The organism is Burkholderia pyrrocinia (assembly GCF_022809715.1).
Classification (GTDB): Bacteria; Pseudomonadota; Gammaproteobacteria; order Burkholderiales; family Burkholderiaceae; genus Burkholderia; species Burkholderia pyrrocinia_C.
In genome coordinates, this window is record NZ_CP094459.1 from 148,443 (window position 1) to 172,567 (window position 24,125).

20 protein-coding genes are annotated in these 24,125 nt (G+C 69.1%); 14 read left to right on the plus strand and 6 right to left on the minus strand.

What is annotated here, in order from left to right; all coding sequences use genetic code 11:
- Nucleotides 1–33: 33 nt before the first annotated feature.
- Nucleotides 34–1,686, minus strand: coding sequence for an acyl-CoA dehydrogenase family protein (locus MRS60_RS00645; RefSeq protein WP_243565071.1), 1,653 nt, complete (start codon nucleotides 1,684–1,686; stop codon nucleotides 34–36).
- A gap of 120 nt (nucleotides 1,687–1,806) precedes the next feature.
- Here MRS60_RS00645 and MRS60_RS00650 point away from each other — a divergent pair, with 120 nt between their 5' ends.
- The 4 genes from MRS60_RS00650 (at nucleotide 1,807) to MRS60_RS00665 (ending at nucleotide 6,128) form a co-directional block, all read left to right on the plus strand.
- Nucleotides 1,807–2,475, plus strand: a complete 669-nt coding sequence (locus MRS60_RS00650; protein ID WP_105390384.1) for a TetR/AcrR family transcriptional regulator — start codon at nucleotides 1,807–1,809, stop codon at nucleotides 2,473–2,475.
- 211 nt (nucleotides 2,476–2,686) lie between these two features.
- Nucleotides 2,687–3,841, plus strand: coding sequence for a pyridoxal phosphate-dependent aminotransferase (locus MRS60_RS00655; RefSeq protein WP_243565072.1), 1,155 nt, complete (start codon nucleotides 2,687–2,689; stop codon nucleotides 3,839–3,841).
- A gap of 52 nt (nucleotides 3,842–3,893) precedes the next feature.
- Nucleotides 3,894–4,682 (plus strand): ABC transporter substrate-binding protein, encoded by a 789-nt coding sequence (locus MRS60_RS00660; RefSeq protein WP_034183849.1) that lies wholly within the window; start codon nucleotides 3,894–3,896, stop codon nucleotides 4,680–4,682.
- Between the two features lie 15 nt (nucleotides 4,683–4,697).
- Nucleotides 4,698–6,128, plus strand: a complete 1,431-nt coding sequence (locus MRS60_RS00665) for an FAD-binding oxidoreductase (RefSeq protein ID WP_243565073.1) — start codon at nucleotides 4,698–4,700, stop codon at nucleotides 6,126–6,128.
- Between the two features lie 45 nt (nucleotides 6,129–6,173).
- Here the strand turns inward: MRS60_RS00665 and MRS60_RS00670 are convergent, their stop codons facing one another.
- Both MRS60_RS00670 and cadR read right to left on the minus strand, forming a co-directional pair.
- Entirely contained in the window at nucleotides 6,174–6,746 is a 573-nt protein-coding gene (locus tag MRS60_RS00670; protein ID WP_034183851.1) for a PadR family transcriptional regulator, read from the minus strand.
- Between the two features lie 68 nt (nucleotides 6,747–6,814).
- Entirely contained in the window at nucleotides 6,815–7,246 is a 432-nt protein-coding gene (cadR, locus tag MRS60_RS00675; protein ID WP_034183852.1) for a Cd(II)/Pb(II)-responsive transcriptional regulator, read from the minus strand.
- 81 nt (nucleotides 7,247–7,327) lie between these two features.
- Here cadR and MRS60_RS00680 point away from each other — a divergent pair, with 81 nt between their 5' ends.
- Together MRS60_RS00680 and MRS60_RS00685 are read left to right on the plus strand one after the other, a co-directional pair.
- Entirely contained in the window at nucleotides 7,328–9,934 is a 2,607-nt protein-coding gene (locus tag MRS60_RS00680; protein WP_243565074.1) for a heavy metal translocating P-type ATPase, read from the plus strand.
- Nucleotides 9,935–9,944: 10 nt separating this feature from the next.
- Nucleotides 9,945–10,304 (plus strand): zinc ribbon domain-containing protein, encoded by a 360-nt coding sequence (locus MRS60_RS00685; protein ID WP_034183854.1) that lies wholly within the window; start codon nucleotides 9,945–9,947, stop codon nucleotides 10,302–10,304.
- Between the two features lie 115 nt (nucleotides 10,305–10,419).
- On the opposite strand, the gene MRS60_RS00690 is transcribed toward MRS60_RS00685, so the two are convergent.
- Nucleotides 10,420–11,298 (minus strand): AraC family transcriptional regulator, encoded by an 879-nt coding sequence (locus MRS60_RS00690; protein WP_243565075.1) that lies wholly within the window; start codon nucleotides 11,296–11,298, stop codon nucleotides 10,420–10,422.
- A gap of 274 nt (nucleotides 11,299–11,572) precedes the next feature.
- On the opposite strand from MRS60_RS00690, the gene MRS60_RS00695 reads away from it, so the two are divergent.
- The 4 genes from MRS60_RS00695 to eutC all read left to right on the plus strand — a co-directional run bounded on the left by MRS60_RS00695 (nucleotide 11,573) and on the right by eutC (nucleotide 16,919).
- The gene (locus MRS60_RS00695; RefSeq protein WP_034183856.1) at nucleotides 11,573–13,036 is read left to right on the plus strand and encodes a mechanosensitive ion channel; all 1,464 of its coding nucleotides are present in this window, start codon (nucleotides 11,573–11,575) and stop codon (nucleotides 13,034–13,036) included.
- A gap of 186 nt (nucleotides 13,037–13,222) precedes the next feature.
- Entirely contained in the window at nucleotides 13,223–14,635 is a 1,413-nt protein-coding gene (gene eat, locus MRS60_RS00700) for an ethanolamine permease (RefSeq protein ID WP_034183857.1), read from the plus strand.
- A gap of 95 nt (nucleotides 14,636–14,730) precedes the next feature.
- Nucleotides 14,731–16,128 carry an ethanolamine ammonia-lyase subunit EutB gene (locus MRS60_RS00705; protein ID WP_034183858.1) on the plus strand — a complete coding sequence of 466 codons (1,398 nt, stop codon included), beginning with the start codon at nucleotides 14,731–14,733 and terminating at the stop codon, nucleotides 16,126–16,128.
- Nucleotides 16,125–16,919 (plus strand): ethanolamine ammonia-lyase subunit EutC, encoded by a 795-nt coding sequence (gene eutC, locus MRS60_RS00710; RefSeq protein ID WP_034183859.1) that lies wholly within the window; start codon nucleotides 16,125–16,127, stop codon nucleotides 16,917–16,919. The genes MRS60_RS00705 and eutC overlap by 4 nt, the downstream gene beginning before the upstream one ends.
- Nucleotides 16,920–16,949: 30 nt before the next feature.
- Here the strand turns inward: eutC and MRS60_RS00715 are convergent, their stop codons facing one another.
- Nucleotides 16,950–17,834, minus strand: a complete 885-nt coding sequence (locus tag MRS60_RS00715) for a LysR family transcriptional regulator (protein WP_105390430.1) — start codon at nucleotides 17,832–17,834, stop codon at nucleotides 16,950–16,952.
- A 155-nt stretch (nucleotides 17,835–17,989) separates the two neighbouring features.
- Here MRS60_RS00715 and MRS60_RS00720 point away from each other — a divergent pair, with 155 nt between their 5' ends.
- Entirely contained in the window at nucleotides 17,990–19,600 is a 1,611-nt protein-coding gene (locus tag MRS60_RS00720; RefSeq protein ID WP_243565076.1) for an MFS transporter, read from the plus strand.
- A gap of 104 nt (nucleotides 19,601–19,704) precedes the next feature.
- Here MRS60_RS00720 and MRS60_RS00725 read toward each other — a convergent pair whose 3' ends face one another.
- A complete protein-coding gene (locus tag MRS60_RS00725; RefSeq protein WP_131945749.1) occupies nucleotides 19,705–20,133 on the minus strand; it encodes a pyridoxamine 5'-phosphate oxidase family protein in 429 nt (142 codons plus the stop codon).
- A gap of 335 nt (nucleotides 20,134–20,468) precedes the next feature.
- Between MRS60_RS00725 and exaC the strand changes: the two genes are divergently transcribed.
- The 3 genes from exaC (at nucleotide 20,469) to MRS60_RS00740 (ending at nucleotide 24,117) form a co-directional block, all read left to right on the plus strand.
- Nucleotides 20,469–21,995: an acetaldehyde dehydrogenase ExaC gene (exaC, locus tag MRS60_RS00730; protein ID WP_034183862.1), complete on the plus strand. Its 1,527-nt coding sequence runs from the start codon at nucleotides 20,469–20,471 to the stop codon at nucleotides 21,993–21,995.
- Nucleotides 21,996–22,331: 336 nt separating this feature from the next.
- Entirely contained in the window at nucleotides 22,332–22,871 is a 540-nt protein-coding gene (locus tag MRS60_RS00735; protein ID WP_243565077.1) for a hypothetical protein, read from the plus strand.
- 211 nt (nucleotides 22,872–23,082) lie between these two features.
- Entirely contained in the window at nucleotides 23,083–24,117 is a 1,035-nt protein-coding gene (locus tag MRS60_RS00740) for a helix-turn-helix domain-containing protein (RefSeq protein WP_105390392.1), read from the plus strand.
- Nucleotides 24,118–24,125 lie beyond the last annotated feature (8 nt).

Here is a 24,125-nt window from a genome sequence, read left to right on the forward strand (position 1 = left end):
GAACGAAGGCGAACGAAGGCGAGCGAACCGGCGTCAGGCCGGATACGCGCGCTGCAGCAGCGCGGCGACGTCGATCGCATGCGGATCGAAGCCGCCCGCGATGCGGCCCCAGTCGGGCGCCGCGAGCCGCGTCACGACGAACGCGTCGGCGACGGCCGCCGGCGCATCGCGGCGCAGCAGGCACGCCTGCGCGACGATCGCGAGCCGCTGCGCGAACACGCGGCCCGACGCCTCGAGCGTGTCGGCCGGCGCGGCAAGCATCGCGCGCAGCGCATCGAGCGCCGCGCGGATGCGCGGTTCGCCCGCACCGAGGTCGGCGAGTTCGGCGAACAGCGCGGCGGCCGCGTCGGGCTCGCGCGACACCGCGCGCAGCACGTCGAGGCACATCACGTTGCCCGAGCCTTCCCAGATCGAGTTGACGGGCGCCTCGCGGAACAGCCGCGCGATCGGGCCGTCGTCGACGTAGCCGTTGCCGCCGAACACTTCCATCACCTCGCCGGTCAGCTCGACCGCGCGCTTGCAGACCCAGAATTTCGCAGCCGGTGTGACGATGCGCTTCCACGCGCGTTCGCGCGGCGAGTCGTCGCGCTCGAACGCGTCGGCAAGACGCATCGCGAGTACGAGCGCGGCCTCGCTTTCGAGCGCGAGATCGGCGAGCACGGTGCGCATCAGCGGCTGTTCGGCGAGCGCGCGGCCGAACGCGTGGCGCTGGCGCGTGTACGCGATCGCCTGCACGACGCCCTGGCGCAGCATCGCCGCGCTGCCGAGCACGCAATTCAGCCGCGTATAGGTGGCCATCTCGATGATGGTCGGAATGCCGCGGCCTTCGTCGCCGAGCATGATCCCCCACGCGTCGTTCAGCTCGATCTCGCTGCTCGAGTTGCTGCGGTTGCCGACCTTGTTCTTCAGCCGCTGGATCTCGACCGCGTTCTTCGTGCCGTCCGGTCGCCAGCGCGGCACGTAGAAGCACGACGGGCTGCCGCCTTCGGTGTGCGCGACGACGAGGTGCGCATCGCACATCGGCGCGGAGAAGAACCACTTGTGGCCGCGCAGCAGGTATTCGCCGCCGCGCCCGCCCGCGCCGACGGGCGTGGCGAGCGTCGTGTTCGCGCGCACGTCGGAGCCGCCCTGTTTCTCGGTCATCCCCATGCCGAACCAGATCGAGCGCTTGTCGGCGACCGGCACGTCGCGCGGGTCGTAGTCGTCGCTGTAGAGCTTGTCGCGCAGCAGGTTCCACAGCGCGGGCTCCTTCTGCAGCACGGGAATCGCGGCCTGCGTCATCGTCGCCGGGCACAGCGTGCCGGCCTCGATCTGGCCGTGCAGGTAGAAGCCGGCCGCGGTCGCGGCCCAGCGGCCGCGGCGCGTATCGCGGAACGCGAGCGACACGAAGCCTTCGTGGCGATACTGGCCGAGCAGCGCGTGCCACGCCGGGTGGAAATCGACGCGGTCGATGCGCCGGCCGCGCCGGTCGAACGCGTTCAACTCCGGCGGGTGCTGGTTCGCTTCGTCGGCGAGTTGCGCGGTGTCGGCGCTGCCGAGCCGCGCGCCGTACGCATCGAGCTGCGGCATGGCCCAGTCGGCGCCGGCGCGGGCGAGCGCGTCGCGCAGCGCGACGTCCGTCGCGAAGAGGTTATAGTCGACCAGTTCGTCGAACTGGTTCGTGATGGCGTGAGTCGATTCGGTCATCGAAGTTGTCTCCGGTCTCATGCTTCGCGGGCGGCCGGCGTCATGCAACACGGGTGGCGCTGCGGCGCTGGTTCCGGCTCCCGGTAAACGCATTCCCTGCTGAATTCCAGAGTAGCAAATATGCCGCCGCGACATGTTCAGGTTCCGGCGCCGCCCGGCCAGCCGGCGGCGCAACCCGCGCCCGCGTTGCGCCGCCGGCCGCGCCAGTCGCGCGCACAGGCGAGCTCCGACGCGCTGCAGCAGGCGTTCGTTCAGCTTTTGCTCGAACGCGGCTACGCGAAGGCGACGATTCGCGAGATCGCGGCCGTCGCGGGCGTCAGCATCGGCACCTTCTACGAGTATTTCGGCGACAAGCAGAGCCTCGCGGCGCTCTGCATCCACCGGTATGTGCTGGCGATGGCCGACCGGCTGCGCGATGTGGCGCAGCGGCTGCGCGGCGCGCCGCGGGCCGAACTCGCCGTGGCGCTCGTCGACCTGCAGGTCGACGCGATCGGCGCCGACGCCGCGCTGTGGAGCGCGTTCTTCGCGCTGGAGCGGCAGGTGTCGCCGCTCGCCGCATACCGCCGGCATTACGACGCATATGTCGCGCTGTGGCGCGACGCGCTCGCGCACGCGGCCGATCCGCCGCCGGCCGCGCGGCTCGACGGGCTCGCACGGATGGCGCATACCGTCTGCTACGGCGGCCTCTCGCAGGCATTGCTGACGCTCGGGCCCGCGCTCGACTTTGCCGCGCTGCGTGGCGAGCTGCGGGCCGTGCTGCTCGCGTATCTGGCGGCGGCGGGCGCGTAGCATCCCTTACGGGTAATGCCTGATTCGCATGTCAGGCCGGCAGGCTGGCCTTGCCGCTGCGTGCTTCATACCTTGAGCCATGAGAAAAATGCATGGCCGCCATGACGAACTTTCGATTGTCCGCCGATATTGGCTGGGGCTAAATCATGCGGCAGATGCAGGGCCGCGCGTGTCGCGCGGGCCAGCCCGAAGGACATCAGAAGGAGGAGTCATGCGAAGCGCCACCGCGCCCCGTTCGAAACTGCCCGACGTCGGCACGACGATCTTCACGGTGATCGGCCAGCTGGCCGCGCAACACGATGCGTTGAACCTGTCGCAGGGCGCGCCGAATTTCGCGCCCGATCCGGTGCTCGTCGAAGGCGTCGCGCGCGCGATGCTCGACGGGCACAACCAATACTCGCCGATGGCCGGCGTGATGGCGCTGCGCGAGCGGCTCGCCGAGAAGACCGAGGCGCTGTACGGGGCGCGCTACGACCCGGCGACCGAGATCACGGTGATCGCGAGCGCGAGCGAAGGGCTGTACGCGGCGATCAGCGCGCTCGTGCATCCGGGCGACGAAGTGATCTATTTCGAGCCGTCGTTCGACAGCTATGCGCCGATCGTGCGGCTGCAGGGCGCGACGCCGGTCGCGATCAAGCTGTCACCCGAGCATTTCCGCGTGAACTGGGACGAGGTGGCCGCGGCGATCACGCCGCGCACGCGGATGATCATCGTGAACACGCCGCACAACCCGACCGCGACCGTGTTCTCCGCCGACGATCTCGAGCGGCTCGCGCAGCTCACGCGCGACACCGGCATCGTGATCCTGTCCGACGAGGTCTACGAGCACGTCGTATTCGACGGCGCGCTGCACCAGAGCGTGGCGCGCCACCGCGAGCTGGCCGAGCGCAGCGTGATCGTGTCGTCGTTCGGCAAGTCGTTCCACGTGACCGGCTGGCGGGTCGGTCATTGCCTGGCGCCCGCCGAGCTGATGGACGAGATCCGCAAGGTGCACCAGTTCATGGTGTTCGCGGCCGACACGCCGATGCAGGTCGCGTTCGCGGAGATCCTCGCGCGGCCGGACAGCTATCTCGGCCTGTCCGCGTTCTACCAGGCCAAGCGCGACCTGCTCGCACGCGAGCTGGCCGATTCGCGTTTCGAGCTGCTGCCGAGCGAAGGTTCGTTCTTCATGCTCGCGCGCTTCCGGCACTTCTCGGACGAAAGCGACAACGATTTCGTGCTGCGCCTGATCCGCGACGCGCGCGTCGCGACGATTCCGCTGTCGGCGTTCTATACCGACGGCACCGACGCCGGCGTGATCCGGCTCAGTTTTTCGAAGGACGACGCGACGCTGGTCGAAGGCGCGCGGCGGCTGCGTTCGCTGTAAGTAAGGAAACCGGCGACGAGGACGTCGCATCGACCAGACCCAGGAGATCACGATGAAGCACACGGCAACCCTGAAACTCGCATTCGCACTCGCGTGCGCAATCGGCTCCGGCGCGGCGCTCGCCGATACGCAGACGCTGCGCTTCGGCCTCGAGGCGCAATACCCGCCGTTCGAATCGAAAGCGCCGAACGGCGACCTGCAGGGCTTCGACATCGACGTCGGCAATGCCGTCTGCCAGACGGCGAAGCTGTCGTGCAAATGGGTCGAGACGTCGTTCGACGGCCTGATTCCCGCGCTGAAGGGCCGCAAGTTCGACGCGATCAACTCGGCGATGAACGCGACCGAGCAGCGGCGCCAGGCGATCGACTTCACGACGATCATCTATCGCGTGCCGACCCAGCTGATCGCGCGCACCGGCAGCGGCCTGCTGCCGACGCCCGAATCGCTGAAGGGCAAGCGCGTCGGCGTGCTGCAGGCGTCGATCCAGGAAACCTTCGCGAAGGCGCACTGGGAACCGGCCGGCGTCGCGGTCGTCGCGTACCAGGACCAGAACCAGGCGTATGCGGACCTCGTGGCGGGCCGCCTCGACGCGACGCTGGTGCTCGCGCCGTCCGGCCAGCGCGGCTTCCTGTCGCGCCCGGACGGCAAGGGCTTCTCGTTCGTCGGCCAGCCCGTGCACGACGACCGGATCCTCGGCAGCGGCATCGCATTCGGCCTGCGCAAGGGCGACGACGCGCTGAAGGCGAAGCTCGACGCGGCGATCGACAAGCTGAAGGCGGACGGCACGGTGAAGTCGCTCGGCCTGAAGTATTTCGGCGATATCGACATCTCGACGAAGTAAGCGGGGCCGCGCGCGATGCAGAACCCGAACCCGGCCGCCGCGGGCGGCGAACAGGGCGGCGCGCCGCTGTCGGACGATGCGCTCGATGCCGTGCTCGTCGCCGAACTGGGCGACGCGCTCGTCACGCGCGCGGCCGACATCGATCCGCGCTACTTCACCGCGTACAACGAGCCGGCCGGCGTGCGACCGCGTGCGCTGGTGCGCCCGCGCAGCGTCGACGACGTGTCGCGCACGCTCGCGCTGTGCACGCGGCTCGGCCAGCCGGTCGTGCCGCAAGGCGGGTTGACGGGGCTCGCACGCGGCGCGGTCGCGCTCGGCGGCGAGGTGGTGTTGTCGATGGAACGCTTCACGGGTATCGAAGCGCTCGACGCGGCGGCCGGCACGATGACCGTGCGCGCCGGGACGCCGCTGCAGACGGTGCAGGAAGCCGCGGAAGCGGCGGGCTTCACGTTCGGCGTCGATCTCGGTGCGCGCGGCTCGTGCCAGATCGGCGGCATGCTCGCGACCAATGCGGGCGGCACGCGCGCGATCCGCTACGGGATGATGCGCGAGCAGGTGCTCGGGCTCGAGGCCGTGCTCGCGGACGGCACGGTCGTGTCGTCGATGAACCGGATGTTGAAGAACAACGCGGGCTACGACCTGAAGCAGCTGTTCATCGGCAGCGAGGGGACGCTCGGCGTCGTCACGCGCGCCGTGCTGCGGCTGCATCCGTTGCTCGCCGCGCCGGCCACCGCACTCTGCCGCGTGCGCGACTACGACGCGGTGGTCGGATTGTGGAACCGCGTGCGCACGCTGCCCGAGGTCGTCAGCTTCGAGGCGATGTGGCCGGCGTTCTATGACTACGTCGCGCGCCACACGCCGGGCGTCACTGCGCCATTCGCAGGTGACGGCGGTTTCGCGGTGCTGATCGAGTGCGCGACGAGCGCGCCGGGCGGCGATGCGCATCACGCGCTGGAAACCGGCCTCGCGGCGGGGATCGATGCAGGGCTCGTGGACGATGCGGTGCTCGCGACGTCGGAGCGGCAGGCGCGCGACCTGTGGACGCTGCGCGAAGGCCTCGCGATCGATGCGCTGCCGCAACTCGTCAACTTCGACGTGAGTTTGCCGACGGGCGAGCTCGGCGCGTTCGCCGAGCGCTGCGAGGCGGCGCTGCGCTCGCGCTGGCCGGCGCTCACGTGCCTGTTCTTCGGCCATGTCGGCGACGGCAACGTGCATATCGGCGTGTCGCTGGCCGGGATGACCGACGCGGACGCCGACGCGCTCGATCACTGCGTGTACGCGGTGGTGCGGGACATGGGTGGCTCGGTGTCGGCCGAGCACGGGATCGGGGTGCTCAAACGTCCTTATCTCGCGCACACGCGCAGCGACGCTGAAATCGGGCTGATGCGGTGCCTGAAGGCTGCGCTGGACCCGCGCGGCATCCTGAATCCCGGCAAGGTGCTTTGACCGAGGCGATTCCCGTTGCTGGCGGGAGTCAGCCTTCGTTACTTGTCAGCCGTCCACCCAGCGCAGCGCGCCGATCTTCAGGTGTTCGACGACGCTGCGCGCCCAGTCGAGCTCCGCATTGAGCAGCACGAGCGCGTGTTCGTTCTGCAGCAGGAACAGGCGCGGCACCTGGTCGGCCTGCGCGGCGTTGCGCAGCGCTTCCAGACGCTCGCGCTCGGCGTCGAGCCGGGTAATCCGGAGTTCGAGCTGGTGTCGTGCATCTTCGGCATCGAGCAGCGGCAGGAACGCGAGGCCGGCACCGAACACCGGATATTCGCGCGCGGGCTCTGCGAGCAGTGCATGCAGCCACGCCTGGCCCGCCGTGTGCCCGGCCTCGGTCAGCGCATACAGCGTGCGCTCGGGAAAGGCGCCGTCGCGCTCGGTGTCGTGCACGGCGATCAGCCCGTCGCGCAGCAGCCGGTCGATCGTCTGATAGAGGCTCGTGCGCTGCCGCACGTTGACGACTTCGTCGTATCCGCGGGCCTTCAGTTGCTGCAGCATCCCGTACGGATGCATCGGCGTTTCGGTGAGCGTCGCGAGGACGGCCAGTGCGAGCGGGGACGGGCGGCTCGTTGACATGAATAGTTATGCGGTATCTAGTAAGAATATAACTATTCTCAATCAGACCATCTTATTTCACAAGGGTTTCAGCCGAGGTGCGAGCGCTTCGCGGCCGGCGCGACGGTTTCCATCGTCGCGAGACCGTGCACGATTCCGCAATCCTCGACCGAATGCTCGCCGACACACTGGCGGCGCAATTCGGTGAGCTGGTCGCGCAGATGCGTGAGTTCCGCGAGGCGCGCGTCGACGTGTCCGATGTGGTCGTCGAGCAGCGAATTGATCGAATCGCAGCGGTCGGCAGGCGTGTCGGTGAGCCGCAGCAGTGCGCGAATCTCGTCGTGCGCCATGTCGAGCGCGCGGCAGTTGCGGATGAAGCGCAGCCGTTCCACGTGCACGTCGGTGTAGTTGCGGTAGTTCGCGTCGGTGCGCTCCGCGTCCGGCATCAGCCCCTCTTTCTCGTAGAAACGGATCGTCTCGGGCGTGCAGCGGGCCGCTTTGGCCAGTTCGCCAATCTTCATGCCTTTCTCCCGTGTAAGGGTTGACCTTGTAGTGGCTTCAGGGTGTTAACTCTACACCGTCAAGCCATAAAGGAGGTTGTCATGACCGACGCCCAGCGTACCCACGACCCACGACACCGCCATGCCGGCGGCGCCGACACGTGCTGCGCCGACGCGCGCGACACGCACGCGGCGACCGTTGCCAACGCGGCGCCGGCGGCCGGCGAGCACGCGCACGGCGACGCCGCATCGCGCGGCCATGACCATGATCACGACCCTGCACGCGGCGACGCGCATCTGCACGGTGCCGAGTGCTCGCACGACCATGCCGGTCATGACGATGCAGGCCACGACCACGATCACGATCATGCGCACGGCGGCGCATATGTACACGGTGCCGCGTGCTCGCACGGCCACGCCGCGCACGATCACGCCGGTCACGACCACGACCACGACCACGACCACGACCACGACCACGACCACGACCACGACCACGCGGCCGGCGACTGCTGCGCCCCCGCCGCGTTGACGCTCGCACCGCTGCCGGTCGCGCAGGCGACCGCATCGGGCCACGTGCGCTCCGCGTTCCGGATCATGCAGATGGACTGCCCGACCGAGGAGACGCTGATCCGCAAGAAGCTCGGCGGGATGAGCGAGGTGTCGGCGCTCGAATTCAACCTGATGCAGCGGATGCTGACCGTCGAGCACGTGCCGGGCGCCCAGCCGGCGATCGAAAGTGCGATCCGCACGCTCGGGATGACGCCCGAGGCCGCAGCGGCCGGCGCGCCGGCGGCGCGCGTCGCCGACGCGCCCGCGAAGCCTTGGTGGCCGCTGGCGCTGGCGGGCGTTGCCGCGATCGCGTCCGAGGGGGCGACCTGGGCCGGCCTGCCCGTGTGGCTGTCGGCGGCGCTCGCGCTCGCGGCGGTGCTCGCGTGCGGGCTCACTACGTACAAGAAGGGCTGGATCGCGATTCGCAACGGCAACCTGAACATCAACGCGCTGATGAGCATCGCGGTGACGGGCGCGATGGCGATCGGCCAGTGGCCGGAAGCCGCGATGGTGATGGTGCTGTTCACGATCGCCGAGCTGATCGAGGCGAAGTCGCTCGACCGCGCGCGCAATGCGATCCAGGGCCTGATGCAGCTCGCGCCGGACACCGCGACCGTGCAGGATGCCGACGGGTCGTGGCGCACCATCGAGGCCGCGCAGGTCGCGCTCGGCGCGGTCGTGCGCGTGAAGCCGGGCGAGCGGATCGGGCTCGACGGCGAAGTCGTTGCCGGCCGCTCGACGGTCAACCAGGCGCCGATCACCGGCGAGAGCCTGCCTGTCGAAAAGACGGCCGGCGATGCCGTGTACGCAGGCACGATCAACGAAGCGGGTTCGTTCGAATACCGTGTGACGGCCGTCGCCGCCAACTCGACGCTCGCGCGGATCATCCACGCGGTCGAGGAGGCGCAGGGCGCGAAGGCGCCGACGCAGCGCTTCGTCGACCAGTTCGCGCGCGTCTACACGCCGATCGTGTTCGCAGTCGCGCTGCTGGTCGCGGTGGTGCCGCCGCTCGTGATGGGCGGCGCGTGGCACGACTGGATCTACCGCGCGCTGGTGCTGCTCGTGATCGCATGCCCATGCGCACTGGTGATCTCGACGCCGGTGACGATCGTGTCGGGGCTCGCGGCCGCGGCGCGGCGCGGGATTCTCGTGAAGGGCGGCGTCTATCTGGAAGAAGGACGCAAGCTCGCGTGGCTCGCGCTCGACAAGACTGGCACGATCACGCACGGCAAGCCGGTGCAGACCGACTTCGACGCGCATGCGACCGACGTCGATGCCGAGCGTATCCGGCACCTCGGCGCGAGCCTCGCCGCGCGCTCGGATCACCCGGTGTCGCAGGCGATCGCGGCCGCGGCGCGCGACGCCGGAACGGCGGCGTTCGCCGATGTGCAGGACTTCGAAGCACTGGTCGGGCGCGGCGTGCGCGGCACGATCGACGGCGCGCGCTACTGGCTCGGCAACCACCGGCTCGTCGAGGAACTCGAGCGCTGCTCGCCGGCCCTCGAAACGAAGCTCGATGCGCTCGAGCGGCAGGGCAAGAGCGTCGTGGTGCTGGTCGACGACACGCGCGTGCTCGGCATCTTCGCGGTAGCCGACACGATCAAGGACACGAGCCGCGACGCGATCGCCGACCTGCATGCGCTCGGCATCCGCACCGCGATGCTGACGGGCGACAACCCGCACACCGCGCAAGCCATCGCGCAGCAGGCCGGCATCGACGACGCGCGCGGCAACCAGTTGCCCGAGGACAAGCTCGCGGCGGTCGGGGAACTGTCGGCCGGCGGCGCGGGCGCGGTCGGGATGGTCGGCGACGGGATCAACGACGCGCCGGCGCTCGCGCGCGCCGACATCGGTTTCGCGATGGGCGCGATGGGCACCGACACGGCGATCGAGACGGCCGACGTCGCGCTGATGGACGACGACCTGCGCAAGATTCCCGCGTTCGTGCGGCTGTCGCGCGCGACGCACCGCGTACTGGTGCAGAACATCGGCTTCGCGCTCGGCGTGAAGATCGTGTTCCTCGGCCTCACGGTCGCGGGGCTCGGCACGATGTGGATGGCGGTATTCGCGGACGCGGGCGCGAGCCTGATCGTCGTCGCCAACGGCTTGCGGCTGCTGTCGTCCTCCGGGGCGTTCGGCGGCGCGCAGGCCACGCGTTGAGGAGCGTGCGATGAGTTTTCTGAAACGGATCCTGGGTGGGCACGGCAGCGGGCACGGCGGTGGGCACGGCAACAGCGGTGGCGGGCATCACGGCGGGCAGCGCCGGGACGGGCACGGCGGCCACGATGCGCGTGGCCGCGATCGTCACGGCTGGGGCTGGCAGGCACCGACCGATGGTCAAGGCGGCCAGGGCGGCAACGCGCCGCTGAGCCAGCTCGCCTGCGCGGGCTGCGGCGCGCTCAACGCGGCGGATGCGCGCTTCTGCGCGCAGTGCGGTACGGCGCAACGCGGCAGGGCTTGCAGCCGCTGCCACGCGGCGCTGGCCGCCGACGCGCGCTTCTGCCCGGGCTGCGGGACACAGGCCGGCTAACGTGCAATCGCCGGCCTGGTTGCCCGCGTCAGAATCGTCGCCGACGGCATGGCCTCTGGAACTGGCGTCGCCCTGGAACAGCGCGCCGGCTCGCCCAAGCGTCCCGGCCCTTCGATCAGCGCAGCGGCAGGTAAATCTCGGTGCGCAGGTCGGCCGGCGCCGCATCCATCGGCGTATTGAGGTACAGCTCGAACGGCGGTGCGTCGGCGGCTTCGCGGCCCGAGTGACGCAGCCAGTCGCCGTAGAGCCACTGGTAGGCCGTCTTCAGGTCCGCATACGGCCCCGTATGCAGCAGCACCGCGTATTCGCCGCCCGCTACCGTCGCGCGTTCGACGGGCGGCACGGGCTTGACGTCCGGCGCACCGTCGGCCGGCATGAAACAGGCCTTCGCGCGCAACTGCGGTTCCGGCGTCGTGTCCGGATCGTCGTAGAAAATGCCGATCATCTTCGCACCCGGGCCGATCAGCCCGTGTTGCCCGACCCACGCGCCGATCCGCGCGAACGCGTCGCCGACCTTCAGGTACGCGCCCGTGTGCGCCACCGCGTAGCCGCGCAGTTCCGGCAGGCGCCGGATCTCGACTTCATGCTTGAACATGTCTTCCTCTCCTCTCTGTAGCGGATAGATGGGCCGGTGAACGCCCGTGCGCCGGTGCTGCGCGGGCAGTACGCCGTATGCGTCGCGAAACGCCCGGGCAAACGCGTGCGTCGAACCGTAGCCCGCGCGCCGCGCGATCTCGTCGAGCGGCCGCGCCGTGCAGACGAGATCCTCGGACGCACGCACGATCCGCATCCGCCGCACCGTCAGCACGATCGACTCGCCGTACAGCGCGCGGTAGACGCGCTGCCAGTGATACGGCGACAGGCACGCGACCTCGGCGAGCCGGTTCAGGTCGAGCGGGCCGTCGAGGTGCGCGCGGATGTATTCGTGGACGCGCGCCACGCTGGCCGCATAGCGGACCCATGCGGGCTTTTCGGTTTTCGTTTCGACTGTCATCGGCGTGTCCGGGCAAGAACCGAAGGCACGGTAGCACGGCCCGAATGGATAAATCTTGCGGAAATGCGTAGCGGTCGACAAATCCGCCCCTTTTTATTTGCCGAAATGGGGTCTTGTCCCCCTGCGATCTATGACTAAAGTTAAAGACGGTGAAATCGGGTGAAGGCGTCATTTTTCTCGGGTAAGTTGCTCAAGCGGCAACGCGCGCCATTCGAAGTACGCAGGTAGTTCGTCGATGTTCAATCGCAACGCCACGTTTTCGGGAGAACAAGAAATGGATGCTTCCAGCTTCATCACGTCGCTGCAGACCACGCTAGGCGGATATCTGCCGAAGATCGCCGGCGCGATCGGCATCCTGGTGATCGGCTGGCTGATCGCGGTGGTGGCGCGGGCCGGCGCGCTGCGCTTGCTCAGCGCGCTGAAGGTCGATCAGCGGATCAACGAAAGCACCGGCCAGGGCGCGTACGTCGAGCGGATCATCGCCGGCGGCCTGTTCTGGCTCGTGCTGCTCGTCACCGCGGTGGGCATCTTCAACGTGCTCAACCTGTACGCGGTTTCCAATCCGTTCTCGCTGCTCGTCACGCATATCGTCAACTACCTGCCGAACCTGATCGGCGGCGCGGCGCTGACGCTGATCGCGTGGCTGATCGCGTCGCTGCTGCGCAGCCTCGCGAACCGCGCGTTGAGGGCCAGCAAGATCGACGACAAGCTGTCCGAAGGTGCGGGCATGCAGCCGATGAGCGGCTATCTCGGCGACGTGCTGTTCTGGCTCGTGATCCTGATGTTCCTGCCGGCGATCCTCGCGTCGTTCGCGCTGTCGGGCCTGCTGTCGCCGGTGCAGGGGATGGTCGACAAGCTGCTCGCGATCGTGCCGAACCTGTTCGCGGCCGCGGTGATCGGCTTCGTCGGCTGGGTCGTCGCGCGCGTGCTGCGCGGCCTCGTGACGAACCTGCTCGTCGCCGCCGGCGCCGACCGCCTCACGCAGCGTCTCGACAGCCCGACGCCGGTGCGCGTGTCGAGCCTGATCGGCACGATCGTCTACGTGTTCGTGTTCGTGCCGACGCTGATCTCCGCGCTCGATGCGCTGAAGATCGACGCGATCTCGGGCCCCGCGACCAACATGCTGAACCAGTTCCTCGGCGCGGTGCCGGACATCGTCGCGGCGATCGTGATCGTGCTCGTCACGTTCTACTTCGCGCGCTTCGTCGCGTCGCTCGCGCAGAAGCTGCTGGAAGCCGCCGGCGTCGACGGGCTGCCGGCCGTGCTCGGCGTCGAGCGCGTGTTCTCGGGGATCCTGCAGCCGTCGGTGCTGGTCGCGCGGCTGATCGTGTTCTTCGCGATGCTGTTCGCGTCGGTCGAAGCCGCGAACCGGCTCGGCTTCTCGCAGGTGCGCGACGTCGTCACGCTGTTCATCGAATTCGGCGGCCATGTGCTGATGGGCGGCGTGATCCTCGTGATCGGCGTGTGGCTCGCGGGCCTCGCGCGCCGCGTGATCGAGCAGGCCGATCGCGAGCACAGCGTGCTGTTCGCGCGCATCGCGCAATTCGCGATCCTCGGCCTCGTGTTCGCGATGGGGCTGCGTGCGATGGGCATCGCGAACGAGATCGTCCAGCTCGCGTTCGGCCTCGTGCTCGGCGCGATCGCGGTGGCCGTCGCGCTGTCGTTCGGCCTCGGCGGCCGCGAAGCGGCCGGCAAGCTGCTTGACCGCTGGTTCAACCAGCGCAGCGGCGGCCAGTAAGCGTGGGGGACCCGGCCGCCTCGTGCGGCCGGATGGCACGCGCGACGACCGCGGTTGGCGTTTCCGCAAGCGAAATGTCAGCCGCGATCTTTGCCGAATTTCGATAACACGTCGTTTAATGACTCTCTAGCATCGATTCTCAGTCGCGCAGGCCGTCAGGCCCGGCGCATTTGAGGAGAAAGTCCGATGAAAGCAGAGTCGAATGGCCGGCCCGCCGCCGGCGCCAAGTCGTCCGGCCAGCCCGCGCTGCAGCAGACGCTCGGGACCTGGCAACTGTGGGGCATCGCGGTCGGCCTCGTGATTTCCGGCGAATACTTCGGCTGGAGCTACGGCTGGGCGAGCGCCGGTACGCTGGGTTTCGTCGTCACCGCGCTGTTCGTCGCGGCGATGTACACGACCTTCATTTTCAGCTTCACCGAGCTGACGACGTCGATCCCGCACGCGGGCGGCCCGTTCGCGTATGCGCGCCGCGCATTCGGCCCGACCGGCGGTTATCTCGCCGGTGCGGCGACGCTCGTCGAGTTCGTATTCGCGCCGCCCGCGATCGCGCTCGCGATCGGCGCATACCTGCACGTGCAGTTTCCGGGGCTCGAACCGAAACACGCGGCGATGGGCGCGTATCTCGTGTTCATGGCGCTGAATATCGTCGGCGTGCAGATTGCCGCGACGTTCGAGCTCGTCGTCACGCTGCTCGCGATCTTCGAGCTGCTGGTGTTCATGGGCGTCGTGTCGCCGGGCTTCGCGTGGAGCAACTTCATGAAGGGCGGCTGGTCGGGCGCCGATCATTTCAGCGTCGGCGCCTTCCACGGGATGTTCGCGGCGATCCCGTTCGCGATCTGGTTCTTCCTCGCGATCGAGGGCGTCGCGATGGCCGCCGAGGAAGCGAAGAACCCGAAGCGCTCGATTCCGATCGCCTACGTGGCCGGGATCCTGACCCTCGTCGCGCTCGCGATCGGCGTGATGGTGTTCGCCGGCGGCGCGGGCGACTGGACCAAGCTCGCGAACATCAACGACCCGCTGCCGCAGGCGATGAAGTACATCGTCGGCGCGAACAGCGGCTGGATGCACATGCTCGTGTGGCTGGGGCTGTTCGGTCTGGTCGCATCGTTCCACGGGATCATCCTCGGCTATTCGCGCCAGATCTTCGCGCTGGCCCGCGAAGGCTACCTGCCGGAGTGGCTCGGGAAGGTGCATCCGCGCTTCAAGACCCCGCATCGCGCGATTCTCGCGGGCGGCGTGGTCGGCATCGCGGCGATCTACAGCGACGAGCTGATCCAGTTCGGCGGGCAGACGCTGACCGCGAACATCGTGACGATGTCGGTGTTCGGCGCGATCGTGATGTATATCGTGAGCATGGCGTCGCTGTTCAAGCTGCGCCGCTCGCAGCCGAACATGGCGCGGCCGTTCCGCGCACCGCTGTACCCGATCTTCCCGGCATTCGCGATTCTTGCGGCGCTCGTCTGTCTCGCTACGATGGTGTACTTCAACGGGCTGGTCGCGCTGGTGTTCGTCGGCTTCCTCGCGGTGGGCTACGCGTACTTCCTCGCGACCCGTTCGCAGCGCGCGAGCGCGCCCGGCGACGCGCTGCTGGAGGAGTGAGCATGGCGAAGGTAAACGGCCGTTCCTGACGGCATCCGGCGCGCCCCGTCGAACGGGCGCGCCGTCGGCTTTTGGCAAGGAAGGAGACTCGCACGATGTCCTATACGGAGACGATCGGTCCGCGCACGTACCGCTTCGCGGACCTGAAGACGCTGCTCGCGAAGGCGAGCCCGCTGCGTTCCGGCGACCAGCTCGCCGGCGTCGCGGCGGCAAGCGAGGAGGAGCGCGTCGCCGCGAAGATCGCGCTCGCGGGCGTGCCGCTGAAGGCGTTCCTGAACGAAGCGGTGATCCCGTATGAAGACGACGAGGTCACGCGCCTGATCGTCGACGATCACGACGCTGCCGCGTTCGCGGAAATCTCGCATCTCACCGTCGGCGACTTCCGCAACTGGCTGCTGTCGCCCGCGGCCGACGGTGCGGCGCTCGAACGGATCGCGCCGGGCCTCACGCCGGAGATGGTCGCGGCCGTGTCGAAGCTGATGCGCAACCAGGACCTGATCGCGGCCGCGCGCAAGCGCCGCGTGGTCACGCGCTTTCGCAACACGGTCGGGCTCGCCGGCCGGATGTCGGTGCGGCTGCAGCCGAACCACCCGACCGACGACGTGAAGGGGATCGCCGCGTCGATGCTCGACGGGCTGATGTACGGCTGCGGCGACGCGATGATCGGCATCAACCCGGCGACCGACAGCCTCGCGGCGATCGTGAAGCTGCTCGCGATGATCGACGGGTTCCGCGAACGCTACGGCGTGCCGACGCAGTCGTGCGTGCTCACGCACGTGACCAACACGATCGCGGCGATCGAGAAGGGCGCGCCGGTCGATCTCGTGTTCCAGTCGATCGCGGGTACCGAGAAAGCGAACGCGAGCTTCGGGATCTCGCTCGCGCTGCTCGGCGAGGCGCGCGAGGCCGCGTTGTCGCTGAAGCGCGGCACCGTCGGCAACAATCTCATGTACTTCGAGACGGGCCAGGGCAGTGCGTTGTCGGCGAACGCGCATCACGGCGTCGACCAGCAGACCTGCGAAGTGCGCGCGTATGCGGTAGCGCGCAAGTTCGAGCCGTTCCTCGTGAACACGGTGGTCGGCTTCATCGGGCCCGAATACCTGTACGACGGCAAGCAGATCATCCGCGCGGGGCTCGAGGATCACTTCTGCGGCAAGCTGCTCGGCGTGCCGATGGGCTGCGACATCTGCTACACGAACCACGCGGAAGCCGACCAGGACGACATGGATACCTTGCTGACGCTGCTCGGTGCGGCCGGCATCAACTTCATCATGGGGATTCCGGGCGCGGACGACGTGATGCTGAACTATCAGAGCACGTCGTTCCACGACCAGCTCTACGTGCGCGAGGTGCTCGGCCTGCGCCGCGCGCCGGAGTTCGAGGAGTGGCTGGAGACGATGGAGATCGCCGATGCGCACGGCGCGCTGCGTGCCGCGTCGGCTCGCGTGCCGCTTCTGGCCGGCGCGAACGACTGGATGGGGTTGTCAGCATGAGCGATGCCGTCGAAAAAAATCCGTGGGGCCAGCTGAAGTCGTTCACGAACGCGCGGATCGCGCTCGGCCGCGCGGGCAACAGCCTGCCGACCGCGCCGCTGCTGGCCTTCAACCTGTCGCACGCGCAGGCGCGCGACGCCGTGCACCAGCCGCTCGACGCCGATGCGCTGCGGCGCGAAATCGAGGCGGCCGGCCTGCTGCCGACGCTCGGCGTGCAGAGCGCCGCGCCGGACCGCGACCACTATCTGCGCCGGCCCGATCTCGGCCGCAAGCTTTCCGATGACAGCCGCGGGCTGCTGGCCGGTTACGGCGCGGCGCTCGACGAGGCGCCCGACGTCGTGTTCGTGGTCGGCGACGGGCTGTCGGCGTTCGCGGCCGCGAAGCAGGCGCTGCCGCTGCTGCAGGCGGTGCGCCCAAGGCTCGACGCGGACGGTTGGCGGATCGGCCCGGTGGTGGTCGCGAAGCAGGCGCGCGTCGCGCTCGGCGACGAGATCGGCGAGCTGCTGCGCGCGAAGGTGGTTGCGATGCTGATCGGCGAACGGCCGGGGCTCAGCTCGCCGGACAGCCTCGGCGTGTACCTGACGTGGGCGCCGAAGGTCGGCTGCCACGACGCGCTGCGCAACTGCATCTCGAACGTGCGGCCCGAAGGGCTGCCGCACGCGGCCGCCGCGCACAAGCTGCATTACCTGATGACGCATGCGCGCAGGCTCGGGCTGACCGGCGTCGGGCTGAAGGACGACAGCGACGCGCTGCTGCCGCAGGCGGAAGCGGAGCGGATCGGGGCGGCGTGACAGCGCGGTGCGCGACTGCGTGCGCCGCGGCTACCTGAACAGCCGCTCGCACAGGAAATCGACGAACACGCGCAGCTTCGGCGACAACTGCCGGCTCGACGGCCACACGATCGAGAACTGTCCCGGCGCGATCCGGTAGTCGTCGAGCACGGTCACGAGCGCGCCGTGTTCGAGCGCGTCGCGTGCGAGGAAATCGGGCATGTAGCCGATGCCGAGCCCCGCGAGCACGGTGCCGCGCAGCGCTTCCATGTTGTTGCAGGTCATCGCGGTGCGCAGCTTCAGCGGCGTGCCGTCGTCGGCCGCGAGTGCCCAGTCCTGCAGCTTGCCGGTAGTCGGGAAGCAATAGCGCACGCATTCGTGCGCTTCGAGATCGCGCGGCGTGTGCGGCGTGCCGGCCCGCGCGAGATACGCAGGCGTCGCGCACAGCACGAATGCGAACGGGCCGAGCCGCCGCGACATCAGGCTCGAATCCGACAGCGGGCCGCTGCGGATCACAGCGTCGAAGCCGCCTTCGACGACGTCGACCATCCGGTCGTTGAAATCGAGATCGAGCTCGACGTCCGGATAGCGCTGCCGGAACTCGGGCAGCACCGGCAGCAGGAAGCGGTAGCCGATCACCGGCAGGCTCACGCGCAGCTTGCCGCGCGGGCGCTGCGCCGATGCCGTCACGGTCGCTTCCGCATCGCGGAAATCCTCGAGGATCCGCTGGCAGCGTTCGTAGAAGTGCCGCCCCTCTTCAGTGAGCGTGACGCGCCGCGTCGTGCGGTTGAACAGGCGCACGCCGAGCGACTGCTCGAGTTTCGCGATCGTCTTGCCGACCGCGGACGCCGAGATGCCGAGCGCACGGCCGGCCGCGACGAAGCTCAGCGCTTCGGCAGTGCGGACGAAGGCGACGATGCCGGTCAGGTTTTCCATCGAATCGAAGTGCATGCGCCGACGAGCGCGGCTGAGGGGATTGCGGAATTCTAGTCCGTTATATGTGGAACTTCGCGTGGTTTTTCGCGGATTGAATCGGATTTATCTTCTGTCGCTCTGGCGGCGCATCCGCGCCGGCTTTTCGAGGAGCGATGATGGATCACCCGTTTTCAGCCGTATCGGCGGTTTCGGCGCGCCGGCGCGCGTGGGTGCTGGCCGCCGTTTGCATGGCCGCCGTCGCGCTGCCGCTGTCGTTTTCGGGCGGCGCGGTCGCGACGCCGGCGATCGGCCGCGACCTGCATGGCGGCACGGTCGCGATGAACTGGATCACCAACGCGTTCATGCTCGCGTTCGGCAGTTTCCTGATGGCGGCCGGCGCGCTGGCCGACCAGTTCGGCCGCAAGCGGCTGTTCGCGATCGGCGTCGGCGGTTTCACGTTGATGTCGGTTGCGCTCGCGTTCGCGCCGTCGATGCTCGCGGTCGACCTGCTGCGCGCCGCGCAAGGGCTCGCGGCGGCCGCGGCGCTCGCGGGCGGCACGGCCGCGCTCGCGCAGGAGTTCGACGGCGCGGCGCGCACGCGCGCGTTCAGCCTGCTCGGCACGACCTTCGGCATCGGGCTCGCGTTCGGGCCCGTGCTGGCCGGCGGCCTGATCGGGCACTACGGCTGGCGCGCGATCTTCGTCACGAGCGCGGTGGCCGGCGTGCTGTCGCTCGCATTCGGGCTGCCGCGCATGCATGAGTCGCGTGACCCGCATGCGACGGGGCTCGACTGGCCCGGCACGGCCGCGTTCACCGCCGCACTGACGCTATTCACGTTCGGCGTGATCGAGGCGCCCGCGCGCGGCTGGACCAGCGTGCTCGTGATCGTGCTGCTGGCCGGCGCGGCGCTCGGCGCATGCGCGTTCGTGACGATCGAGACGCGCGTCGCGCGGCCGATGCTCGACCTGTCGCTGTTCCGCATCGCGCGCTTCGTCGGCGTGCAGGTGCTGCCGGTGTCGACCTGCTGCTGCTACATCGTGCTGCTCGTCGTGCTGCCGCTGCGCTTCATCGGCATCGACGGCTTCAGCGAGATCGACGCCGGCTGGCTGATGCTCGCGATCTCCGCACCGATGCTCGTCGTGCCGTTCGCCGCGGCGACGCTCACGCGCTGGCTGTCGGCCGGCGTGATCTCGGCGCTCGGGCTGGTGGTCGCGGCCGGCGGGCTTATGTGGCTGGGTGAAGCGCTGCGCGGCGGCGCGGGGCCGGCGGCGATCGCGCCGATGCTTGCGATCGGCGTCGGCGCCGGGATGCCGTGGGGGCTGATGGACGGGCTGTCGGTGAGCGTCGTGCCGAAGGAGCGCGCGGGGATGGCGACGGGGATCTTCAGCACGACGCGCGTGGCCGGCGAGGGGATCGCGCTCGCGATCGTCGGCGCGGTGCTGGCCGCGCTCGCTCAGACGGGGCTGCGGCAGGCGGCTGGTGCTGCCGGCACGCCCGATGCGACGCTGCGTGCGGCTGCGCGGCTCGCGGCCGGCGATCTCGCGGGCGCGGCTGCTGCGTTGCCGGGCGTCGGTCATGCGGCGCTGCTCGCGAGCTATACGCATGCGTTCGACCGGTTGCTGACCGGGCTGGCCGTCGTCACGGTGCTGTGCGCGGTGGTGGTGTTCGTGTTTCTCGGCGGGCGGCCGGCGGCTGAAGCGGGCGACGACGCGGACGGGCATGCGCCTGCCGACGCGCCCGCGCGCAGCCGGATCGAACCGGCCTGTGCGGAGACGCACGGGCGATGAGTGTTGCGTCGTCACGCATGGGTGCTTTGGCGATGGCGGCCGGAGCGCCCGTGCAGTGCTGTATCACCGCCTTCGCACGCTGACGATCCGCCAATCGCATCACATCACGCCAGCACCAGCGGCGGCAGTGCCGCATCCATGCGCACCTGCGCGTGCTCCACCTCGATCACCACATAGCGCCGCGCGTCGGGCCACAGATGCGCGCGGCTTCCCGCATCCTCGTCGATCGTCGCGCGGCCCTGCACGAGCCAGGTCGTCTGGCGTACGAAATCGACGAACAGCAGCGCGACGGCCGGATTCACGAGCAGGTTGCCGATCGTGTTGAACAGATTGTTGCCTGCGAAGTCGGGCAGCACGAGCGTGCGGCGGTCGGGGATGTCGACGAGCGGTTCGAACGCGCCGTCGGCGCGCGGCTGGCGGCCGCGGTACGAGCAGTCGCTGTCGCCCGTCGCGTCGGCGGTCGCGACGATCAGGAACGCCTGCTCGCGGATGAACGCGACGGCGTCGTCGGTCAGGGGGGCCGGGTCGCTCATGGTGTCGGCCGGCGCGAACGCCGCTGCGTGTGGACGGGATGCGCGATTCGCACGCAAGCGACATGCCATGCGTCGCGACCTGTATGCCTGTGCGGTCCGGCACAGCCGCTGTGGAAATTCAGAACACCGGCTACCCCGCTGCGCAGTCGCGGTGTTCCGAATCGGCACACCCGCCGTGCTGCGTGCGTGAACACGGCACGGCGCGCACGCGGGCCGGCCGTGGTCGTCGTGCTTCCGTTCCGCTCCCGTCCGTTTGGCACGCATGTTGCGTAAACCGATGCAGCGCGATCCAACCGGCGCTGTACTTACACAAGCACGATGAACAGGAGACATGTATGAACCCGTTTGACCTGAAACAACTGGGCCTCGACGTCGAATACCCGTACCGTCAGCAGTACGACAACTACATCGGCGGCAAGTGGGTGGCGCCGGTGAAGGGCGAGTATTTCGAGAACGTGTCGCCGATCAACGGCCAGCCGTTCTGCCGCATTCCGCGCTCGGGCGCCGACGATATCGAGCTGGCGCTGGACGCCGCGCATGCCGCGCGCCGCAAGTGGGGCAAGACGTCCGTGGCCGAGCGCGCGAACCTGCTGCTCGCCGCCGCCGACCGGATGGAAAAGAACCTGAAGCTGCTGGCCGTGGCCGAGACGATCGACAACGGCAAGCCGCTGCGCGAGACGATGGCGGCCGACCTGCCGCTCGCGGTCGACCACTTCCGCTACTTCGCGGGCTGCATCCGCGCGCAGGAAGGCGGCATCTCCGAAATCGACGACAACACCGTCGCGTACCACTTCCACGAGCCGCTCGGCGTCGTCGGCCAGATCATCCCGTGGAACTTCCCGCTGCTGATGGCCGCGTGGAAGCTCGCACCGGCGCTCGCGGCCGGCTGCTGCGTCGTGATGAAGCCGGCCGAGCAGACGCCCGCGTCGGTGCTGGTGCTGATGGAACTGATCGGCGACCTGTTCCCGGCCGGCACGATCAACATCGTGAACGGCTTCGGCAAGGAAGCGGGCGAAGCGCTCGCGACCAGCAAGCGGATCGCGAAGATCGCGTTCACGGGCTCGACGCCGGTCGGCAAGCACATCCTGCGTGCCGCCGCCGACAACCTGATCCCGTCGACGGTCGAACTGGGCGGCAAGAGCCCGAACATCTTCTTCGCCGACGTGCTCGATCGGGAAGATGCGTTCCTCGACAAGACGCTCGAAGGGCTCGCGATGTTCGCGCTGAACCAGGGCGAAGTGTGTACGTGCCCGTCGCGCATCCTGATCCAGGAATCGATCTACGAACGCTTCATCGAGAAGGCCGTCGCGCGCGTCGAGCGCATCAAGTCCGGCCACCCGCTCGACCTGCAGACGATGATCGGCGCGCAGGCGTCGCAGCAGCAGCTCGACAAGATCCTGTCGTACATCGACATCGGCCGCGGCGAAGGCGCGCAATGCCTGACGGGCGGCGAACGCACGGCGCCGGCCGCCGAACTCGGCACGGGCTACTACGTGAAGCCGACGATGCTGCTCGGCAACAACAAGATGCGCGTGTTCCAGGAAGAGATCTTCGGGCCGGTCGCGTCGGTGATGACGTTCAAGGACGAGCAGGAAGCGATCGAACTCGCGAACGACACGTTCTACGGGCTCGGCGCGGGCGTGTGGACGCGCGACGGCACGCGTGCGTACCGGATGGGCCGTGAGATCGAGGCCGGCCGCGTGTGGACCAACTGCTACCACCTGTACCCGGCGCACGCGGCGTTCGGCGGCTACAAGCAGTCGGGGATCGGCCGCGAGACGCACAAGATGGCGTTGTCGAACTATCAGCAGACGAAGTGCCTGCTGGTCAGCTACCAGGCCGAGGCGCTCGGGTTCTTCTGACCCGATCGTCAACGCAGTGGCGAAGCGCCGGGACCGGCCGGTCGGCAAAGCAGCGCCGGCAGTACGGTTGCCGGTGTTCGGCGGTGACACGCGTGATGCGCGGGCTGCGTAGAACGTTCGACGGCCGGGCGATGTTTGCCCGCCCGTCGCGCGGCTCACGCGCGGGTGCGATGTGCTGACTGCCTGCCATCCGGTCACCCGGCACTTCGCCATTTTCGACTTCGACATCCGACACCCGGCGCAGGCCTCGCACCGTCGCGGCCAGCGCCGGAAACGATACCGGCCGCCGCGGGTTCGCTGCGGCCCGGTGTGCCGATGCGTGTAACGAAAACCGGCATGGCAGACCTTCCCCGATCCTTTCCGCGCCACCCCGTATTCCACGCGGGCGAACTCGACGCACAGCACCGCTTCGGCGTGGCGGACGAAGCCGAGCGGATGAGCGACGCCGTCACGACGCGCGTGAGCATCGGCGTGCGGCAGTTCGTCGAAACGCAGCCATTCATGTTCGTCGGCACTGCATGCGGGGGGCGCGCAGCCGTGACCTGTGACATCGTGCAGAGCCTGCGCGACGCGAACGGCGACCTGCTGCCCGTCGTCCGCGTGATCGACACGAAGACGCTGCGGTTCGCGTTGCCCGCGCACGGCGACGGCCGGCTCGACGCGACAGCGTGCGACGGCAGCGGGGTCGGATTGCTGTTCGTCGATTTCGTGCGCGGCATCCGCTACCGGATCAACGGCCGCGCGACGCTGCGTGCCGATTTGCCCGAAGCGGACGCGGCGCCCTGGCCGGCCGGCAGCGCGATCGTCGAGCTGGCGGTCGCGCAGGCGTACGGCAACTGCGGCACGCGGGTCGTGCGGCTGAAACCGGCCGGGTAGCCGGTATTCGGTAGCCGGTGGCGACGGCGGCGAATATGCGCGGTCGCGGCGCGGATCGCACCGGCGGCGTGCGCGGCACGCCGCCTTCGGGTGCGCCCGTATCGCGCGAGCCGGCCGGGTAGCGTGAAATGACGGGTTGTGCGCCGGGCCGCGCGGTTCGGCACGGGACTTGCGTGACAGATGCGGTTCCGGGCAGGTGAGGGAGAACACGATGGATCAACACGTGGCGAGTATCGAAGAACCGACGGCCGAAGACACGCGTCGCAACGCGCAAGGCGACGACGCGCTGGCCGGGCAGGCCGTCGTCAGCGTCGCGCACGACGCGGACGAGCAGGCGCGCAACCTGATCGGCTGGCGGCAGACCTACGACCAGCTCGCGGCCGGCCGCTTCGTCGGCACGCTGACCGAGCTGCCGCTCGACACGATGAAGCTGTTTCGAGAATCGACGAGCCACCTGCTGCGCCAGGCATGCGAGGTGCGCGGCGATGCATACTGGTTCGGCATCCCGCTCGTGTGCGACGGTACGGCACGCGTCGATGCATGCCGGATCGGGCCCGGCGCGCTCGCGTTCCGGCCCGGCAACGTCGAATTCGAGCTGCTGACGCCCGCGCAGTTCTCGATCTACGGCGTCGTCGTGCGCGGCGACGTGCTGCGCCGCTATGCGGAGGAGGTCGAACGCCGCGCGCTCGACGAGCGGCTGTTCACGCAGCGCGTGATGCAGGTCGGCGATGCGCGGCTCGCGCGCCTGTGCGCGCTGCTCGGCCGCCGGCTCGACGGCGCGGTGGCCGTGGCCGGCCCGCTGCCAGATGCGCAGCGCGACGATCTGCAGGCCGAGGTGCTGGCCGCACTGTTCGATGCGTGCGCGCAACCGGGCGACGACGGTGCCGGCCGCGCGCCGTCGACGCGCCGCTGGATCGTCGAGCAGGCGCGCGACTACGTGCTTGCGCACCGCACGCGCCCGGTCGGCGTGCCCGAGCTGTGCGAACAGCTGCACGTGAGCCGGCGCACGCTGCAGTACTGCTTTCAGGACGTGCTCGGGATGGCGCCCGCGACCTATCTGCGCACGCTGCGGCTGAACGGCGCGCGGCGCGATCTGTGCGGGCGCGCGGCCGGCTCGGTGCAGGACGTCGCGGAGGCGTGGGGCTTCTGGCATCTCAGCCAGTTCGCGACCGATTACCGAAGGCTGTTCGGCAAGCGGCCGTCGGAGACGCTGCGCGATCGCGCGGCGATGGTCGCGGCGGGGTGATCACGGCG

Excerpts from the sequence above, each read along its gene's own strand:
- MRS60_RS00645 (WP_243565071.1), bottom strand. The coding sequence starts at position 1,686 with ATGACCGAATCGACTCACGCCATCACGAACCAGTTCGACGAACTGGTC.
- MRS60_RS00650 (WP_105390384.1), top strand. The coding sequence starts at position 1,807 with ATGCCGCCGCGACATGTTCAGGTTCCGGCGCCGCCCGGCCAGCCGGCG.
- MRS60_RS00655 (WP_243565072.1), top strand. The coding sequence starts at position 2,687 with ATGCGAAGCGCCACCGCGCCCCGTTCGAAACTGCCCGACGTCGGCACG.
- MRS60_RS00660 (WP_034183849.1), top strand. The coding sequence starts at position 3,894 with ATGAAGCACACGGCAACCCTGAAACTCGCATTCGCACTCGCGTGCGCA.
- MRS60_RS00665 (WP_243565073.1), top strand. The coding sequence starts at position 4,698 with ATGCAGAACCCGAACCCGGCCGCCGCGGGCGGCGAACAGGGCGGCGCG.
- MRS60_RS00670 (WP_034183851.1), bottom strand. The coding sequence starts at position 6,746 with ATGTCAACGAGCCGCCCGTCCCCGCTCGCACTGGCCGTCCTCGCGACG.
- cadR (WP_034183852.1), bottom strand. The coding sequence starts at position 7,246 with ATGAAGATTGGCGAACTGGCCAAAGCGGCCCGCTGCACGCCCGAGACG.
- MRS60_RS00680 (WP_243565074.1), top strand. The coding sequence starts at position 7,328 with ATGACCGACGCCCAGCGTACCCACGACCCACGACACCGCCATGCCGGC.
- MRS60_RS00685 (WP_034183854.1), top strand. The coding sequence starts at position 9,945 with ATGAGTTTTCTGAAACGGATCCTGGGTGGGCACGGCAGCGGGCACGGC.
- MRS60_RS00690 (WP_243565075.1), bottom strand. The coding sequence starts at position 11,298 with ATGACAGTCGAAACGAAAACCGAAAAGCCCGCATGGGTCCGCTATGCG.
- MRS60_RS00695 (WP_034183856.1), top strand. The coding sequence starts at position 11,573 with ATGGATGCTTCCAGCTTCATCACGTCGCTGCAGACCACGCTAGGCGGA.
- eat (WP_034183857.1), top strand. The coding sequence starts at position 13,223 with ATGAAAGCAGAGTCGAATGGCCGGCCCGCCGCCGGCGCCAAGTCGTCC.
- MRS60_RS00705 (WP_034183858.1), top strand. The coding sequence starts at position 14,731 with ATGTCCTATACGGAGACGATCGGTCCGCGCACGTACCGCTTCGCGGAC.
- eutC (WP_034183859.1), top strand. The coding sequence starts at position 16,125 with ATGAGCGATGCCGTCGAAAAAAATCCGTGGGGCCAGCTGAAGTCGTTC.
- MRS60_RS00715 (WP_105390430.1), bottom strand. The coding sequence starts at position 17,834 with ATGGAAAACCTGACCGGCATCGTCGCCTTCGTCCGCACTGCCGAAGCG.
- MRS60_RS00720 (WP_243565076.1), top strand. The coding sequence starts at position 17,990 with ATGGATCACCCGTTTTCAGCCGTATCGGCGGTTTCGGCGCGCCGGCGC.
- MRS60_RS00725 (WP_131945749.1), bottom strand. The coding sequence starts at position 20,133 with ATGAGCGACCCGGCCCCCCTGACCGACGACGCCGTCGCGTTCATCCGC.
- exaC (WP_034183862.1), top strand. The coding sequence starts at position 20,469 with ATGAACCCGTTTGACCTGAAACAACTGGGCCTCGACGTCGAATACCCG.
- MRS60_RS00735 (WP_243565077.1), top strand. The coding sequence starts at position 22,332 with ATGGCAGACCTTCCCCGATCCTTTCCGCGCCACCCCGTATTCCACGCG.
- MRS60_RS00740 (WP_105390392.1), top strand. The coding sequence starts at position 23,083 with ATGGATCAACACGTGGCGAGTATCGAAGAACCGACGGCCGAAGACACG.